The organism is Kitasatospora sp. NBC_00458, assembly GCF_036013975.1.
Classification (GTDB): Bacteria; Actinomycetota; Actinomycetes; order Streptomycetales; family Streptomycetaceae; genus Kitasatospora.
Genome location: NZ_CP107904.1, coordinates 517,239 through 532,561, shown reverse-complemented (window position 1 = coordinate 532,561; position 15,323 = coordinate 517,239). Strand labels below are relative to the sequence as shown.

General features: G+C 73.4%; 12 protein-coding genes. 3 read left to right on the top strand and 9 right to left on the bottom strand.

Annotated elements, in window-relative coordinates; all coding sequences use genetic code 11:
* The first annotated feature begins 18 nt into the window (after positions 1 to 18).
* Positions 19 to 1,089, top strand: coding sequence for an Acg family FMN-binding oxidoreductase (locus OG550_RS02220; RefSeq protein WP_327673894.1), 1,071 nt, complete (start codon positions 19 to 21; stop codon positions 1,087 to 1,089).
* Positions 1,090 to 1,334: 245 nt separating this feature from the next.
* Here OG550_RS02220 and OG550_RS02215 read toward each other — a convergent pair whose 3' ends face one another.
* From OG550_RS02215 to OG550_RS02200, 4 genes are all read right to left on the bottom strand, one after another.
* A complete protein-coding gene (locus OG550_RS02215; protein WP_327673892.1) occupies positions 1,335 to 2,750 on the bottom strand; it encodes a hypothetical protein in 1,416 nt (471 codons plus the stop codon).
* 272 nt (positions 2,751 to 3,022) lie between these two features.
* Complete coding sequence (locus OG550_RS02210) at positions 3,023 to 3,559, bottom strand: DUF4240 domain-containing protein (protein ID WP_327673890.1); 537 nt, start codon at positions 3,557 to 3,559, stop codon at positions 3,023 to 3,025.
* Positions 3,560 to 4,023: 464 nt separating this feature from the next.
* Positions 4,024 to 4,341: a hypothetical protein gene (locus OG550_RS02205; RefSeq protein ID WP_327673888.1), complete on the bottom strand. Its 318-nt coding sequence runs from the start codon at positions 4,339 to 4,341 to the stop codon at positions 4,024 to 4,026.
* Positions 4,342 to 4,525: 184 nt separating this feature from the next.
* Positions 4,526 to 5,350 (bottom strand): dienelactone hydrolase family protein, encoded by an 825-nt coding sequence (locus OG550_RS02200; RefSeq protein ID WP_327673886.1) that lies wholly within the window; start codon positions 5,348 to 5,350, stop codon positions 4,526 to 4,528.
* 82 nt (positions 5,351 to 5,432) lie between these two features.
* Between OG550_RS02200 and OG550_RS02195 the strand changes: the two genes are divergently transcribed.
* Entirely contained in the window at positions 5,433 to 6,053 is a 621-nt protein-coding gene (locus tag OG550_RS02195; RefSeq protein WP_327673884.1) for a TetR/AcrR family transcriptional regulator, read from the top strand.
* 453 nt (positions 6,054 to 6,506) lie between these two features.
* Here the strand turns inward: OG550_RS02195 and OG550_RS02190 are convergent, their stop codons facing one another.
* The 5 genes from OG550_RS02190 to OG550_RS02170 all read right to left on the bottom strand — a co-directional run bounded on the left by OG550_RS02190 (position 6,507) and on the right by OG550_RS02170 (position 13,489).
* Positions 6,507 to 7,034 (bottom strand): copper chaperone PCu(A)C, encoded by a 528-nt coding sequence (locus tag OG550_RS02190; RefSeq protein ID WP_327673882.1) that lies wholly within the window; start codon positions 7,032 to 7,034, stop codon positions 6,507 to 6,509.
* Between the two features lie 26 nt (positions 7,035 to 7,060).
* Positions 7,061 to 9,394 carry a heavy metal translocating P-type ATPase gene (locus OG550_RS02185; protein ID WP_442906123.1) on the bottom strand — a complete coding sequence of 778 codons (2,334 nt, stop codon included), beginning with the start codon at positions 9,392 to 9,394 and terminating at the stop codon, positions 7,061 to 7,063.
* 86 nt (positions 9,395 to 9,480) lie between these two features.
* On the bottom strand, positions 9,481 to 9,660 hold the full coding sequence (locus tag OG550_RS02180) for a hypothetical protein (RefSeq protein WP_327673880.1): 180 nt from the start codon (positions 9,658 to 9,660) through the stop codon (positions 9,481 to 9,483).
* Positions 9,661 to 9,897: 237 nt separating this feature from the next.
* The gene (locus tag OG550_RS02175; RefSeq protein WP_327673878.1) at positions 9,898 to 12,261 is read right to left on the bottom strand and encodes a lamin tail domain-containing protein; all 2,364 of its coding nucleotides are present in this window, start codon (positions 12,259 to 12,261) and stop codon (positions 9,898 to 9,900) included.
* Between the two features lie 280 nt (positions 12,262 to 12,541).
* Positions 12,542 to 13,489 (bottom strand): methionyl-tRNA formyltransferase, encoded by a 948-nt coding sequence (locus OG550_RS02170; protein WP_327673876.1) that lies wholly within the window; start codon positions 13,487 to 13,489, stop codon positions 12,542 to 12,544.
* A gap of 261 nt (positions 13,490 to 13,750) precedes the next feature.
* Between OG550_RS02170 and OG550_RS02165 the strand changes: the two genes are divergently transcribed.
* Positions 13,751 to 15,160 carry a lysine N(6)-hydroxylase/L-ornithine N(5)-oxygenase family protein gene (locus OG550_RS02165; protein ID WP_327673874.1) on the top strand — a complete coding sequence of 470 codons (1,410 nt, stop codon included), beginning with the start codon at positions 13,751 to 13,753 and terminating at the stop codon, positions 15,158 to 15,160.
* Positions 15,161 to 15,323 lie beyond the last annotated feature (163 nt).

The window sequence follows — 15,323 nt, the reverse complement described above, 5'->3', positions numbered from 1 at the left end:
GGCAAGGAGAGGATCACCATGACCGAGTCCGCTCTCACCCCGGCCGACCTGCGGTTGCTCGCCGCCGCCGGCGGCGCGGCCCCCTCGCTGCACAACAGCCAGCCGTGGCGGTTCCGCCCGACCCCGGACGGGAGCGGCGTCGAGGTGCACGCCGACCCCGCCCGCGCGGTCCCGCTCGCCGACGCCAACGGCTCGGCGCTGTACGTCGGGGTCGGCGCGGCCCTGTTCAACCTGCGGGTCGCCGCCGTCCGGCTGGGCCGCGACCCTGTCGTCCGGCTGCTCCCCGACCCGGCGGACCCGCACCTGCTGGCCGTACTGGACCTCGCCGGCCCGGCCGCGGCCGCCGTTCCCGCCGCGCCTGGAGCAGCGGACACCGCCGGTGTCGCCGCCGGTGCCGCCGCCGTGCCGTTCGGGCGCGACCTCTACCCCGCGATCACCGAACGCCACTCCAGCCGTCAGCCGTTCACCAACCGGGACGTGCCCGAGGCGGTCCTGGCCGAGCTCGTCGCCGGCGCCCGCGCCGAGGGCGTGGCGTTCGCCGCCCTGGAGGAGGCCGGGGTGCGCCAGGTCCTGGAACTCACCGCCGAGGCCGAGGACCGGATCGCCCACGACCCGGCCCGGCGCGCGGAGACCCGCTCCTGGCTCCGGCCCGATCCCGCACCGGGCTCGGCGGACCCCGCCGTCGACGGCATCCCGTACTCCGCGCTGGGCCCGCAGGACCACGACGCCCGCGTCCCGATGCGCGAGTTCGCGGGTCGGCCGCCCTACCAGGACGGGCCGCCGCAGCCGTCCCAGCGCTTCGAGGCGCTGCCCCAGCTGTGCACGCTCACGACCCCGGGGGACGGTCCGGCCGACTGGCTGCGCGCCGGACAGGCGCTGGAACGCGTCTGGCTGCTCGCCACCGTGCACGGCCTGCGGCTGACGGTCTGGCACCAGCCCGTCGAGTGGCCCGACCTCCGCTGGGGCCTGCGCGACCCGGCCGAGGGGCCCGGACACGTCCAGCTGGTGATGCGGATCGGCTACGGCCCGCCCGGCGCGGCCACACCGCGTCGGCCCCTGGAGGACATCCTCGACACGCCGACCGGCTGAGCGGCACCGGCCACCGGGCTCCTCCGGGCTCCTCCGGGCTCCTCCGGGCTCCTCCGGGCTCCTCCGGGCTCCTCCGGGCTCCTCCGGGCTCCTCCGGGCTCCTCCGGGCTCCTCCGGGCTCCTCCGGGCTCCTCCGGGCTCCTCCGGGCTCCTCCGGGCTCCTCCGGCCGGGGCCGCCCGCTCGGCGTCGTCCGCTCTGGCGGCGGCCGTAGACGCGCCGGGCCCGGACCGCACCGGTGCGGGCCCTAGCGGCAGTTCCACTCCCCGCTGGGCAGTGAGTGCCAGAGGTCGAGCCAGTCGTGCAGCAGGAAGAGCGGTCGGGTCAGGTTGACGTCGCCCGCGCGTTGAGCGCGGATCGCCAGGCCGAGGTCGGGGAAGACGGGGTCCGCGTTGGGGCTGTACAACAGCCGGCCGTGCGCTGTGCGGTGGATGAGCCAGTCCTCCAACCGGGACGGCGGGCAGCCGGTCAGCGGGGCTCCGTCCAACCGCACCTGGGGGCCGGTGAGCGCGTTCACGGCCAAGCACTCCAGACGGTCCGCCCGGAAGAGGGCCCTGACCCCTGTGGTGCGGAAGTCGGCGTGGTCGAGCCGACGCTCGCCGCTGTCACGGGTGTAGTGGAACGAGACGGATCCCTCCTCGCCGAGGGCGGCGGTGATCTCCTCCAAGGTCATTCCGAAGTGCAGCGGTCCGACTCCGACGTACGGCGTGAACGTCCACTCCTCGCGCTCCTCGTCCCTGGCGATCCGCCACAGCCCCTGGTACCCCGGTTCGCTTCCCCGGACGGCTGCGGGCGGTTCGGTTGCCGACCCGTGCGGGACCGCCTGCCCCGGCGTCGTCCAGTCCGGGTGCCAACGACCGGGGGGCTCCAAGGCGGCGGTGTCCTGGGGCTGCTCGGCCAGCCACCGCTCCCGGCTCTCGTCGAAGGGGTCCTCGGGCGGCGTGCGTGCCCAGGCCAAGGCGGCGCGGCGTTCCTCCGCCGCAGCGATGAGGGCCGTGATGTCCTCACCCCAGCTCTCCAGCCGCTCCCGCGCGATCCACCGGTAGTAGGAGTCCGCACTTCGGCCCAGCACGTCGCGGACGGCGGGCACGTGCTGCGGGACGGACACGGCGAGGGCGGGGTCCGCCAGCAGAAGGGCGGTGGCCGCGATGGCGGCCTCCCTCACCTGCGGATCGCCGTCCTCGCAGAAGACGGCGACCCGCGCGTGGAGCGCCGGCCGTGCGGCACGGGCGGCGGCCAGGTCCTGCGGTGCGCCGACCCCGTCCTCGGGGTCCAGGCGGGCGACATCGGCGAACGAGGCCAGCCAGTTCAGCAGCTCCGCGCGCAGCGGACGCCTGCCGGCCCTCCGCTCCCACTCGCCCGCGGCGAGCGTGCGCGGATCGTCGAGCAGAGCGGCCACCACCAGAGCCGCCGGGGCGGTCGCCGGGAACACGCGCTCATCGTTGAGGAGCAGCCGGTACAGGTCCCAGACCGCCCGCGCCCGGAGCGCGTGATCGGCGTCGAGCAGCCCGATGAGGATGTCGGGTGTGTCCGGCACGTTGTGCAGGCCGCTGCAGAAGTGCGGCAGCCCACCCCAGTCGATGCCGGTGAGCTCGGCCGGGACGGGAGCCGGCAGGGACACCGCCGGAGCACCGGAAGGCTCGATCGATGCGTTGTTGATCATGACCGCAGTGTTCCAGCCGACTCCGACACACACGGGACGTCCATGCGGACGGACGCGAGGAGAACGCCGACCACCGCTCGGTCCCCTAGCGAGCGCTCGGCCGACCCCCCGCCCTTGCGGGGAGGACGGCGTAGTGACAACCGCCGTGGAAGCGTGGTCAACCCGCTGACCGGCCAGGACCGGCTCCATACTGCCGGTCACCAGGCGCGTGAAGGCGGTGGTGGTCGAGGAAGCCCGGGGTCAGTCGTCGTGGCCCGGCCGGTTGTGAGCTGTCAGTCGGAGTACAACTCCGCCAGGCGCGGCAGTCGTCGGCTCAGCTCATCGCCGTCGTCGAAGTCGAATCCCCAATCCGGGTCCAGAGCCGGGTACTGGAGGGTGGATGCATCATCGGGGAGTTCTTCCCCGGTGGCTTCCCGGTGGGCGTTCCAGGCGATCGCCAGAGCTTCCTCGCACTCGATGTCGATCCCGTCGGCGGCGAATGCGCGCACGGCCGGGAGCCCCGCGAGCCTGTCGGGATCGGTGATGGCAAGCTCGAAGGCCGCCCGGCCTTGTGTGATCAGCCAGCCACGGAAGTAGTCGAATCCGTCGTCGGAGCACCCGCCGTTGATCATGTAGGCGGCGCCCCAGAGCGGGGACCGGTATGAGTCGGCCATCAGGCTCGACAGGATCTGCTGGGCGGCGACGATCTCCTTGACCGGGCGAAGCGCGAGCAGCGCAGCGGCCCGACGCGCGACAGTGCCGCCGTCGTCCGAGACCGGCACCTGCGAGCGGGCTTCCTCGATCAGCTTCCAGAACTGCTGGGCATCCATGGTCGCCGAGCATGCCACCGAGCTCCGACAAGGCGGGCTCGGGGCGGAGAGCCTGCGGGGATACCGACCTGCGCTTGGCATCCCCGCATGCGCGGGGAGCAGGCGTGCGTGCGGATGGACGTGACGGCATACCCGGGATCACCCCCGCATGCGCGGGGAGCAGTCTCTGAGCAGCGACTCTAGGGTCGGGGAAGCTGGTTCTGTGCAGGTTTCGTTGACTCGGCCATATCGGGTGGATTCTGTCGTGCCGGATGGTCGTCTTTCCGGAGACCCGCTCTGCAGGTCAGGTAGTTCTGGACGTTCTGCCCGACGGTGGCGCCATGGTGCTGGACGCGACTGCCGGGCACCGATCGATCCCCGCCTGCATGGGGAGGACGAGCGGCCGGCCGTGTGGACCTTGGGTTTCGCCGACGAGAGGTGAGTCCGGCTCTCAGGGCCTGCCCCGCAGTCTCATGATCGCCCTGTCAGCCCTCGAACGGCTCGTCGCTCCAGCGGAACCACGCCGTGTCGCCCTGGATGTGCAGCAGGAACTCGGCGACCGGGCCCGAGGGCGAAATCAGCGACACAGCCTTGGTGATCTCTTCGTGCACGTCGTCGAACGCCTCCCAGGCCTCCGCCTCGGACAGCGCGAGGGACCGGGTGAAGAGCGGCTCGACATCAGGAAACGCCGTTCCCGGTATGAAGCGCCCGTACAGCCACGGGAAGTCGGCCTCCTCCACGACGATCTCACCCACCGAGTCGTCCTGGCGGACCAGACGCCAGACCTGGCCCTCGAAGCCCATCGCACTCAGCCCTTCCTCACGCCCGATGCCGTCATCGCATGCTGACCGGCAGCATGGCAGACGGTACTGACAACCGGACCCGGAAACGATCACCTTGCGGACGGGAAGCGGTCAAAGCACGGCTGGCCCCGCAGGGGCGGGGAGGGCCGGCCCCGGGTGCGCAGGGGTGGGCCCTTTCCGACCGTCAGGCCGTGGTGTGGTCGGGAAGCAGGCGGGTGCGCAGGAATGCGAGGACTTCGTCGCGGGCTTGCACGGTGGGGTGGCCTTCCTCGTCGACGAGGTGCGCGGTGAGCACGCTGTGGGGCGTCTGGACCAGGTCGCGGAAGAACGGCGGTGGTTCGGGGTTCGCGTGCTCGCCGGGGAGGACGCGGCCGTCGAAGCGGTCGCCGAGCAGTTGTGCGTAGGCGGCGAAGCGTTGGCCGGTACACCACTTGTCGGTGTCGAAGCGCAGGCCGAGTGCGGTGAGTCCGTCGCGCTCGAACCGCTCGCGGATGGCGGCCCCGTCCTCGGGTGACAGCTCCAGGGCGGCCGGGTCGTCCAGCGGCAACGAGGGCTGGCCGAGGACCGGGGCGATGACGGCCGGTTCCAGCGTCATGCTCAGCGCGAAGTTGCCGGTGAAGCACATCCCCACCGCGCCGACGCCCGGTCCGCCGCACTCGTCGTGAGCGGTCCTGGCCAGCGCGCGCAGCCACACCGCCACCGGACTCGTGCCACCGCCCGCGAACGCCCTGAACTCCTCACTGACGCAAGCCCGTTTGAGGATCGGCTCGGCGAGCTCGACGGTGGGATACGCCCCGTCGACACCGAAGAGCGAGGGCACGTAGACGGTGAACCCCGCATCGCGCACCCACCCGGCGAAGCGCACTACATCGGGGCTGATGCCCGGCATTTCAGGCATCACGACCACCGCAGGCCCGCTGCCGGCCACGTGGACGGTCTTCTCGCCCCCGGACAGCGAGAACACGCGTTTCGCAAAGCCGTCCAGTCCGGCGCCGCCGTCGACACCCATGACCTGCACCTCCACTTCACGACCGACCGGTCGTCATTATTGCGGCACACTACACGACCGACCGATCGCATACAATCGCCGCATGACCCCGGACCTCCCCGACTCCGCCGCGGATTCCCCTGCGCCGCGCACCGACGGCCGCCGCGCCCGCGGCGACCGGACGCGGCACGAAGTCGCCCGGCAGGCGGCCATGTCCGCGACCGTGCACGGGCTGGACGCCATCACCGTCGGCACGCTCGCCGCCCGGACCGGGCACAGCAAGAGCGGCATCCTCACGGTGTTCGCCAACCGGGAGGCCATCCAGATCGCCGCCGTCGCCGAAGCCCGCGCCCTGTACCTGCGGCACGTCGTCGAGCCGTCGTGGCCCGCCGTCCCGGGGCGGCCCCGGCTCTGCGCCCTGCTCGACCACTGGGTCGCCTATCTGCGCGACGGCGTCTTCCCCGGCGGGTGCTTCATCACCAAGACCTCGGTCGAATACGGCCACCGCGAAGGCCCCGTCGCCGACGCGGTCCGCGACCTCGCCCGCGAGTGGCTGCACCTGCTGGAGTCCGAACTCTCCGCCGCCGGCAGCCGCTTCCCGGAGGACGACGCCTTCCGCATCGACGCCTACCTGCGCGCTGCCAACACCCGCTACCAACTCTTCGGCGACGATACCGATTTGGACCGCGCCAGACGTCTGTCCCTGGACGTGCTGAGCGCCTGACGCCGTCGGGCGGACGGGCCCGGACGTACAGGACCCGGGCAGGACCCGGGCAGGATCCGGGCAGGACCACCGGAGCTCGCCGCTGGTACTGGAGGGCATACGGGTGCCCGGCCGGCTGCCCTCCGCCTGCACGGGGTGGCCGCCTCGGTGCAGCACCCGCACGGCGGGCAGTCCGGCTGTCCCCCCGTGCGCGGGGCGTGTGTGCAGGGGCTGCCGCGAGCCGTGGGGCTCCGGCACGTCCTGCCGGGACGTGCCGGAGCGCGGCTTCCACGCGATCCCGTTCACCGGCTGTGGCCGGTCTGGCGTCCCCGAGGCGGGGCGGGGCTGTGGCGAGCCGTACCGCTCACGAGGCGTTCGAGAGCTCGTGGCGACGAGCCGCGTCCGGCGTGGTCCTTCACCGCCTGATCGGCTCGGAGGGCGACTCCTGGCCCGCGGCCGACCGGCTGATCGGGCTCAGCTGCTGCGTCGGCCGCCGGGCCTGACGACCTCGGCCTTCACCCGTAGCTCGGGGCTGTTGCGGAAGGTGAGCGTGAACTCCACCCACTGGCCGACGGTGAGAGGCGGTGGGTTGAGGATCATCAGGTCGGCGTCCTCCGGCGACATCACCAGCTCGCCGCGCTCCGGTACGGGCAGTGCGGCGACCGGCTCCCATCGGCCGGAGGCGCCCTGGTGCCGGTGCTGTTTCAGGGTGACCTTGCCGCCGAACTGCCAGCTGGCGCCGGTGAGTTGGTCGGGTATGTCGCCGGGGTTGCGGACGGTGAAGAACGCGGCGGTGGCCGTCGCCCCACCGGCGGTCGGGAGCAGCAGCCAGCCCGGGCCGGCCTCCACGGGCTGCGGCCGCCCGGCTCCGCCGACCGCCGTCCATCCGGAGAGCAGCGCCAGTGCCACCGCGGCCGCCGCGACGGGCGGGCCGGCCACCTTCAGCCGCTCGGGGGCGCGTCCCAGCCGTTCCGCCAGCCGCCCCGGCCGTGATGCGTTCACCGAACCGCCGTCCATCGCAGCACCGTTCATCGTGCGACCCCCGTCCCCGTCCCCGTCCCCGTCCCCGTCCCCGCGCCCGTCCCCGCGCCGGCCCGTGCCGAGCGCCCCGTGCGTGCGGAGCGGCCCGGGCGCCGCCCGCCGCCCGGGGCGGAGCCGCCGCGTGCGTCCGAGCCGCCGCGGCCGGGGCGCCAGGTCCGCAGTCGCAGGCTGTTCCCCACCACCAGCAGCGAACTCAGCGACATCGCCACCGCCGCCAGCATCGGGTTCAGCAGCCCGACCGCGGCCAGCGGGATCAGCACCACGTTGTACCCGAACGCCCAGAGCAGGTTGACCCGGATCGTGCCCAGGGTGCGCCGGGCCAGCCGGACGGCGTCCACCACCGCCTCGATGTCGCCGCGGACCAGGGTCAGCCCGGCCGCGCCGATCGCCGCGTCGCTCCCCGAGGCGAGCGCCACCCCGAGGTCCGCGGAGGCGAGCGCGACCGCGTCGTTGACGCCGTCGCCGACCACCGCCGTCGTCCGACCGGCGGCCCGCAACTCGGCCACCACCTCGGCCTTTCGCTCCGGCGAGGCCGAGAAGTGCACCTGCTGGATGCCGAGTTCGCCCGCCACCGCGTGGGCGGCCCCGGGGCCGTCGCCGGTCAGCAGGACCGGTTCCAGGCCCATCCCGCGCAGCCGGTGCAGCGCGCGCCAACTGCCCGAGCGCAGCGTGTCGCCGACCGCGAGGACGGCCACCGGGCGCCCGTCCAGCTCCACCACCACCGGCGTCCGGCCGGCGGCCGCGGCCTCCTCCAGCGCCGTCGCCAGTACGGCCGGCAGCGGGCCGGCCGCGTCGTCCGGGCGGACCACCCGGACCACCCGGCCCTCCACCGTGCCGGTCACGCCCACTCCGGCGGTGGCCGTGAACTCGGCCACCGCCGGGAGGGGTTCGGAGCCACACCGCTCGCGGGCCGCCCCCACGACAGCCCGGCCGATCGGGTGCTCCGACCGGTGCTCGACGGCTCCTGCGAGCCGGAGCACCTGGTCCTCGTCGACCCCCGCGTCCGGGGCCACGGCCACCGCCGCGAGCTCCATCCGGCCGGTGGTCAGGGTGCCCGTCTTGTCCAGCACCACGGTGTCGATCCGCCGCAGGCTCTCCAGCACCTCGGGACCGCGCACCAGCACGCCGAGTTCGGCGCCCCGGCCGGTCGCGGCCAGCAGCGCGGTCGGCGTGGCCAGGCCCAGCGCGCACGGGCAGGCCACGACGAGGACGGCCACCGCCGCCGTCACGGCCGCCTGCGGGTCGGCCCCGGCGCCCAGCCAGAAGCCGAGGACGCAGACCGCCACCGTCAGCACGCACGGGACGAACACCCCGGCGACCGTGTCGGCCAGCCGCTGGGCCCGCGCCTTTCCGGCCTGCGCGTCCGCCACCAGCGCGGTGATCCGGGCGAGTTGGGTGTCCGCGCCGACCGCCGTCGCCCGCACCACCAGCGCGCCGCCGACGTTCACGGTGGCACCCGCCACCTGGTCGCCGGGGCCGACCTCCACCGGGACCGACTCGCCGGTCAGCAGGCTCAGGTCCAGTGCCGAGCTGCCCTCCACCACCACGCCGTCGGTGGCCACCCGCTCGCCCGGTCGGACCACGAACTCCCGCCCGGGAAGCAGGTGTTCGATCGGCAGCAGCTGCTCCTCGCCGGTCTCGGGGTCACGGACGCACACCTCCTTGGCCCCGAGCTCGGCCAGGGCCCGCAGCGCCGAGCCGGTGCGCCGCCGCACCCGCCCCTCCAGCAGGCGCCCGGCCAGCACGAACAGCGGCACGCCGACGGCCGCCTCCAGGTAGACGTGCGCGGTGCCGCCGCCGTCCGCGGTGAGCGAGAACGGCATCCGCATGCCGATCTCGCCCGCCCCGCCGAACAGCAGCGCGTACGCGGACCAGCCGAACGACGCCACCACCCCGAGGCTCACCAGCGTGTCCATGGTCGCCGCCGCGTGCCGCAGTCCCTGCCAGGCCCGCCGGTGGAACGCGGCCGACCCCCAGGTCACCACCGGCAGGGCCAGGCCGAAGCAGACCCACTGCCAGGCGGCGAACTGGAGCGACGGCACCATCGACAGCAGCACGACCGGCACGGCCAGCAGCGCCGTCACCAGCAGCCGCCACCGCTCGCCGGAGTCGTCCTGGTCCGGTCCCGCCGCCGAGAGTCCGATCGGCGCCAACTCGGCCGTGTAGCCGGCCCGTTCGACCGCCGCCACCAGCTCGTCGACGCCGACCCCGGCCGGGTGCAGCACCCGTGCCCGCCCGGTGGCCAGATTGACCCCGGCGGTCACGCCCTCGATGCGGGCCAGCCGCTTCTCCACCCGGCTCACGCAGGCCGCGCAGGTCATCCCGCCGACGGCCAGGTCGGTGCTCACCGGCGCACCGGCGTCCCCGCCGCCGGTCTCCCCGCTGCCGGGGTTCTCCGTGACGGCCTTCACCGGCCCGCTCCCATGTCGTGCCCCATCCCGGGTTTGCCCCCGCCGCCCCCGCCGGGGGTCAGCCCGGGTGTCACGGGCCCGGCCCCCCGTCCGGCCGCGAAGGCCACCACGAACACCAGCACCAGCAGCAGGGCGAACCCCGCCAGTACGCTCAACGGCCGGCTACCCGGCGACATCCCACTCACTCCCCACCAGTCGTCCGCCCGGCCCGATCAGTTCCCGTACACCCCTAATCGACCGGGATCACACCTCTTCACCTGGTGCCGGCTTCGGCGCGGACCCCGTCGCCGGCCCAGCGGCGGACCCCGGAGCGGACGGCGCTGCCCCGGCGCCGGGGTGCGGTGCCGGGGCAGCGGGGGCGTGCGGTGTGCTGGTGCGGGACGGCCGGGCAGTGCGGCCGGAGGGGCGGGGTGTCAGGGCAGGGGGATGCGGACGACCTGGGGGTCGTGGTCGCTGAGCTGGGTGGGGAACTCGCTGTTGAGGTGGACGATGTCGTAGCTGTAGGCCCTGGCGGCGAGGTAGGGGGAGACCAGGATGTGGTCGAGCACCTGGGAGTTGCCCTCGTAGACGTAGGTGTAGCGCTCGGCGAGGGGGAGGGTGCGGGGGAGGTCGACCAGGGAGCCGCCGGCGGTGAGGAGGTCGGTGGTCTGGGAGAACTCGAAGTCGTTGAGGTCGCCGAGGACGATCACCGCGGCGTTCGGGTCGACGGCGAGGATCTGGTCGGTGAACGCCTTCACCACGGCGGCCTGGGCGTGCCGCTGGGTCTCGGAGGGGCGGGTCGGCTGCTGGTAGCGGCCGAACAGGGGCTGGTCGCCGCCCTTGGAGTTGAAGTGGTTGGCGATCACGAAGACCGGGCGGCCGTTCCAGCGGAACTCGCCGGCCAGCGGCTTGCGGCTGGCGTTGAAGGCGGAGTTGCCCGGGGCGATCCGGCCGGGGGAGTAGGTGAGGGCCGGGACGCCGCCGCTGTTGACCACCGAGTCGGCGGTGGTGGAGCCGGCTCCCGGACGGTCGGTGAAGCTCAGGCCCCGGTCGGTGCGGTAGAGGAAGACCTGGCGGATGTTGCCGCCGGGTTCGCCGCCGTCCTGGTCGTTCACCGGGTCGATCTGGCGGTAGGAGTAGGACGGGCCGCCCGCCGCGGTGATGGCGGCGGTCAGCCGCGCGAGGGTCTGGTCGGCGGCGACGGTGCCGTTGTCGGTGGCGCCGTTGTTGTCCTGGATCTCCTCCAGGGCGACCAGGTCGGGCGAGCGGAGGTTGCCGACGACGGCCGCGGCCAGGCCGTCGAACTTGCTCTGCGGGTCGTCGGGGGAGAGGTTCTCGACGTTGAAGGTCGCGGTGGCCAGCTCGCCGGCGGCCGGCGCCGCGGTGGTCTCCGCGGTGAGGCCGCCGGGGGAGACCGTCGGGGTCGCGGTCGCCAGCAGCTTGAAGTTGCCGAAGGAGTAGTCGAGGACGCCGACGGTGGCGCCGGAGAGGGTGTCACCGACCCGGGCGGCCGGCGAGGGGGCGAGCACGTCGTCGAGGATGACCCGCTCGGGGTTGCCGTCGGCGGCCTGGAGGAGGATGCCGCCCCGGCCGGTGCGGGTGGTGGAGCCCTGCGGGACGACCGGGATCTCGCCGAACGCGCTGGTCGGGCCGACCACGGCGGCGTTGTCGATCCTGACCCGCATGCCCTCCAGCGACTCCCAGAAGTCGAGGCCGTCGGTGGCCGGCTGGAAGCCGCCCGCGGTCTCGGCGTTGCCGGTGGTGACGCTGGAGATCACCGCGGCCGGCGGCACCCGGCCGCCGGCGCCGACCAGGGTGGCGGCGGGCAGTGCGGCGTTGTGGGCGAGGACGGTGACGCTCGGCGCGGTCAGTTCGGTGACGGTGAGGTTGGTGGTGCCGCCGGTGCCGCCCGGGCGGAACTCGCTCACCGTGCCGCCGACCGTCACCGAGTCGCCGACGGCGACGGCCGGCGCACCGGCGGTGTAGACGTAGACGGCCTCGCTGGTGGCCGGGTCGGCGTCCGGCTGCGGGTCCTGGTACCAGAAGCCGCTCGGGCCGACGGCGGTGACGACGCCGGGGACGGCGCTGACCGCCTGTCCGGCCTTCGGGGAGGTGCGGGCGGCGCCCTGGACGTCGCGTATCCGGGTGCCGCCGGTGCCGCCGCCGGAGGAGGAGTTGCGCGGGGCGGGGGCGGTGACGGCGAAGTCGGACGCGTTGCTGTCGGTGTCGGTGGCGCCGCCGCCGGCCCGCAGCGCGGCGGTGGTGTTCGCCAGGTTGCCGGTCGGTGAGCCCTCGGCGGAACTGGCGCTCGAACCGTAGCCGACGAAGTCCTTCACGCCCGGCTGGGCGGCGCAGCCCGAGGAGCAGGTGAGCGCGGTCCCGTTGGTGACCAGTGCGACCTTGCCCGTGGTGGCGCTCAGGGCCAGCGTGCCGGTCGTGTCCGGCGCCGGCAGGGCGGCCCCGGCGCCGGCGCCCGCCGCCTCCTGGACGAGGTGGTACTTGCCGGGCGCGATGGTGCCGGTCAGCGTCGTCCTGGCCCACGAGGACCCGGCCGCGGAGGCGTACTGGACGGTCCAGCCGGTGACGGAGACCGGTGCGGTGCCCCGGTTGTACAGCTCGATGTAGTCGTTGGCGTACTGGGCGCCGGAGTTGCCGCCACCGCCGTACACCTGGCTGATCACGATGTCCGCGGACACCGCCTGCGCGGGGCCGGCGGGGAGTGCGAGGAGCGCTCCCACGACGGCGGCGGCGGATGCCGCCGCCAGTGCGCGGGGCCGGACTCGATCGGTTCGCCGCATGGGCGTCCTCCTGACGAGCGAGCGGGTGTTGGGCTGGCGCTGTGCGTTCAGGGGCTTGCCTGTCGGACAAGCCTTAGCAGCGTCACCCGTGCCGTACCGCGCGCCGTGGTGGACGGCCGGACGTACGAGGGGAGAACAGTTGCCCACCGGGCGTCCCCCGGTGGGTGGGGGCGCCCGAGGCGGGAGGCACCCGTGGCAGGGGACCCGTGGCGGGGCGCCGGTGGCAGGGGACCCGTGGCGGGGCGCCGGTGGCAGGGGACCCGTGGCGGGGCGCGGGTGGTCAGGGGCGATCGGTGAGGTAACCGCCCATGGACGTGAAGTAGTCCGTCGCGGGCAGCTCCCGGCCGTCCTCGGTGCGTACCCGGGTGATGGCCAGGCCGTGGTTGCGGCCCGTGCGGGCGTCGGCCCCGGCGACGATCACGACGCCGTCGCCCTCGCGGTAGAAGACGCGGCCGGGGGTGCCGCCGTAGACGCCCTCGGACACGACGGCGGAGAGCACCTCCAGACGCCGGCCCCGGTGGTAGGTGAAGGCGGCCGGGTACGGGGCGGACTGGGCGCGGACCAGGCGTTCCAGGACCTCGGCGGGCCAGTCCCAGTCGATCCGGACGTCCTCCTCGGCCCGCTTGTGGAAGAAGCTGGCCCGGGACCGGTCCTGCTTGGTGAAGTCGGTCCGGCCGGAGGCGATCAGGTCGAGGGCGCCGAGGGTGACCGGGGCGATGAGGTCGACCGTCTTGTGGAAGAGGTCGGTGGCGGTGTCCGTGGGCCCGACGGCGACGGCCTGCTGCCGCACGATGTCGCCGGCGTCGAGCACCTCGTCCATGATGTGGGCGGTGACGCCGACCTCGGTCTCGCCGTTGATGAGGGCCCAGATGAGCGGTGAGAAGCCGGCGTACTGGGGCAGCAGCGAGTCGTGGACGTTGAGGGTGCCGTGCTTCGGCAGGGTGTAGATGCGGGGCGGGATCCAGGTGCGCCAGTTGTTGGCGACGATGATGTCCGGGGCGGCCTCCTCCAGGCGCCGGAACAGTTCCTCGTCGTCGGGGCGGTTGCGGATGACGACCGGGACGCCGTGCTCCTCGGCGAGCTCGGCGACCGAGTCGCTCCAGATCTTCTCGTAGGCGTGCTCGCTCCTGGGGTGCGTCACGACCAGCGCGACATCGTGCTCGGAGTCCAGGAGCGCCTTGAGGGTGCGGTGGCCCCAGGTCTGGTAGCCGAACATGACGACGCGCATCGGTGTTCCTCCTCGGAAGAAGCGAGATGACACGGTCAGTAAAGCAAGGCTTACCTAACGGTGCAACGGTGCATAATTTGGGCCTAATTGACCGGCCGGGGCGAAATTTGCCCGCTCTTGTCCGGTCGACAGCATGCCAGGATCAGGTTAGCTTTACCTAAGTTCCACCGGGATGCCGTCACGGGTGTGCCCGGACTCCCCCCATGCCCCCACCTCGACAGGACGCCTGGCAGGCGGCCGTCCCGCACGAACGGGAGTGACATGTCACGAGCCCTTCCCGGCGACGCAGCACTGATCCACGACCTGATCGGTATCGGCTTCGGTCCGTCGAACGTCGCCATGGCGATCGCGCTGAGCGAGCACAACGCGCGCGTCGGAAGGCGCGACACGGTCACCGCCCACTTCTTCGAGCAGCAGCCCGGGTTCGGGTGGCACCGCGGCATGCTCATCGACGACGCGACGATGCAGGTGTCCTTCATGAAGGACCTGGTGACGATGCGGAACCCGGCGAGCGAGTACAGCTTCCTCTGCTACCTGCAGAGCAGGGGACGCCTGGTCGACTTCGTCAACCACAAGAGCCTGTTCCCGCTCCGGGTCGAGTTCCACGACTACTTCGAGTGGGCCGCGGCGAAGGTCGACGACATGGTCTCCTACGGCCACCGGGTCGTCGCCGTCGAACCCGTCGTGCGCGACGGCGTGGTGGAGTACCTCGACGTGACGGCCCGGTCCGGCGACGAGGTCGTCGTCCACCGCGCCCGCAACCTCGTCATCGGCACCGGGCTGCGCCCGGCCATGCCGGAGGGCGTCGAGCGGACCGACCGGGTCTGGCACAACTCCGACCTGCTGCGGAAGGTCGACGCCCTGGAAGGGCGCGGGCCCACCCGCTTCGTCGTCGTCGGGGCCGGCCAGAGCGCCGCGGAGACCGTCGCCTACCTGCACCGCCGCTTCGCGGGGGCGGAGGTCTGCGCGGTCTTCTCCCGCTACGGCTACAGCCCGGCGGACGACAGCGGCTTCGCCAACCGCATCTTCGACCCCCGGGCCGTCGACGAGTACTTCACGGCGCCGGAGGACGTGAAGCGCCGGCTGATGGAGTACCACGGGAACACCAACTACTCGGTGGTGGACATCGACCTCATCGACGAGCTGTACCGGCAGGCGTACCGGGAGAAGGTGCTCGGCACCGAGCGGCTGCGGTTCCTGAACGTCTCGCGCCTCAGGGGCGTCGAGGAGACGCCCGGCGGGGTCCGCGCCACCGTCGAGTACCTGGTCACCGGCGAGACCGTCCCGGTGGACGCCGACGTCGTCGTCTGCGCCACCGGGTACACGCAGGCCGACGGCCTGGGCCTGCTCGGAGCGGTCGCCGACCTCTGCCACCGCGACGAGCTCGGCCGGGTCCGGGTCGAGCGCGACTACCGGGTGGCGACCGACCCCGAACTGCGCTGCGGCATCTACCTCCAGGGCGGCACCGAGCACACCCACGGCATCAGCTCCTCCCTGTTGTCCAACACGGCGGTGCGCGTCGGCGAGATCCTGGAAGCGATCCTCGGCCGCGGCCTCGAACGCCCGCCCGTCGGGGCCCCGGCCGTCGTGAGCCCGCCCGTCGAGCGCCCGGCCGTCGTGAGCCCGCGGCTCAACGGGGGAGCCGGCGCCGTCCGCCGGCCGGCCCGGTAGTCGGCCCGGTCCGCTCCGTACGGCCCGCTCCGTACGGCCCGGCGGCGCGCAGGACTCAGGGACGGGCGCAACGCGCAAGCGGCAACAGGCAAGCGGCAACAGGCAAGCGGCAACAGGCAAGCAGCAAAAGGAAAGTGGCAACGCGCAAGCGGCAACAGGCAAG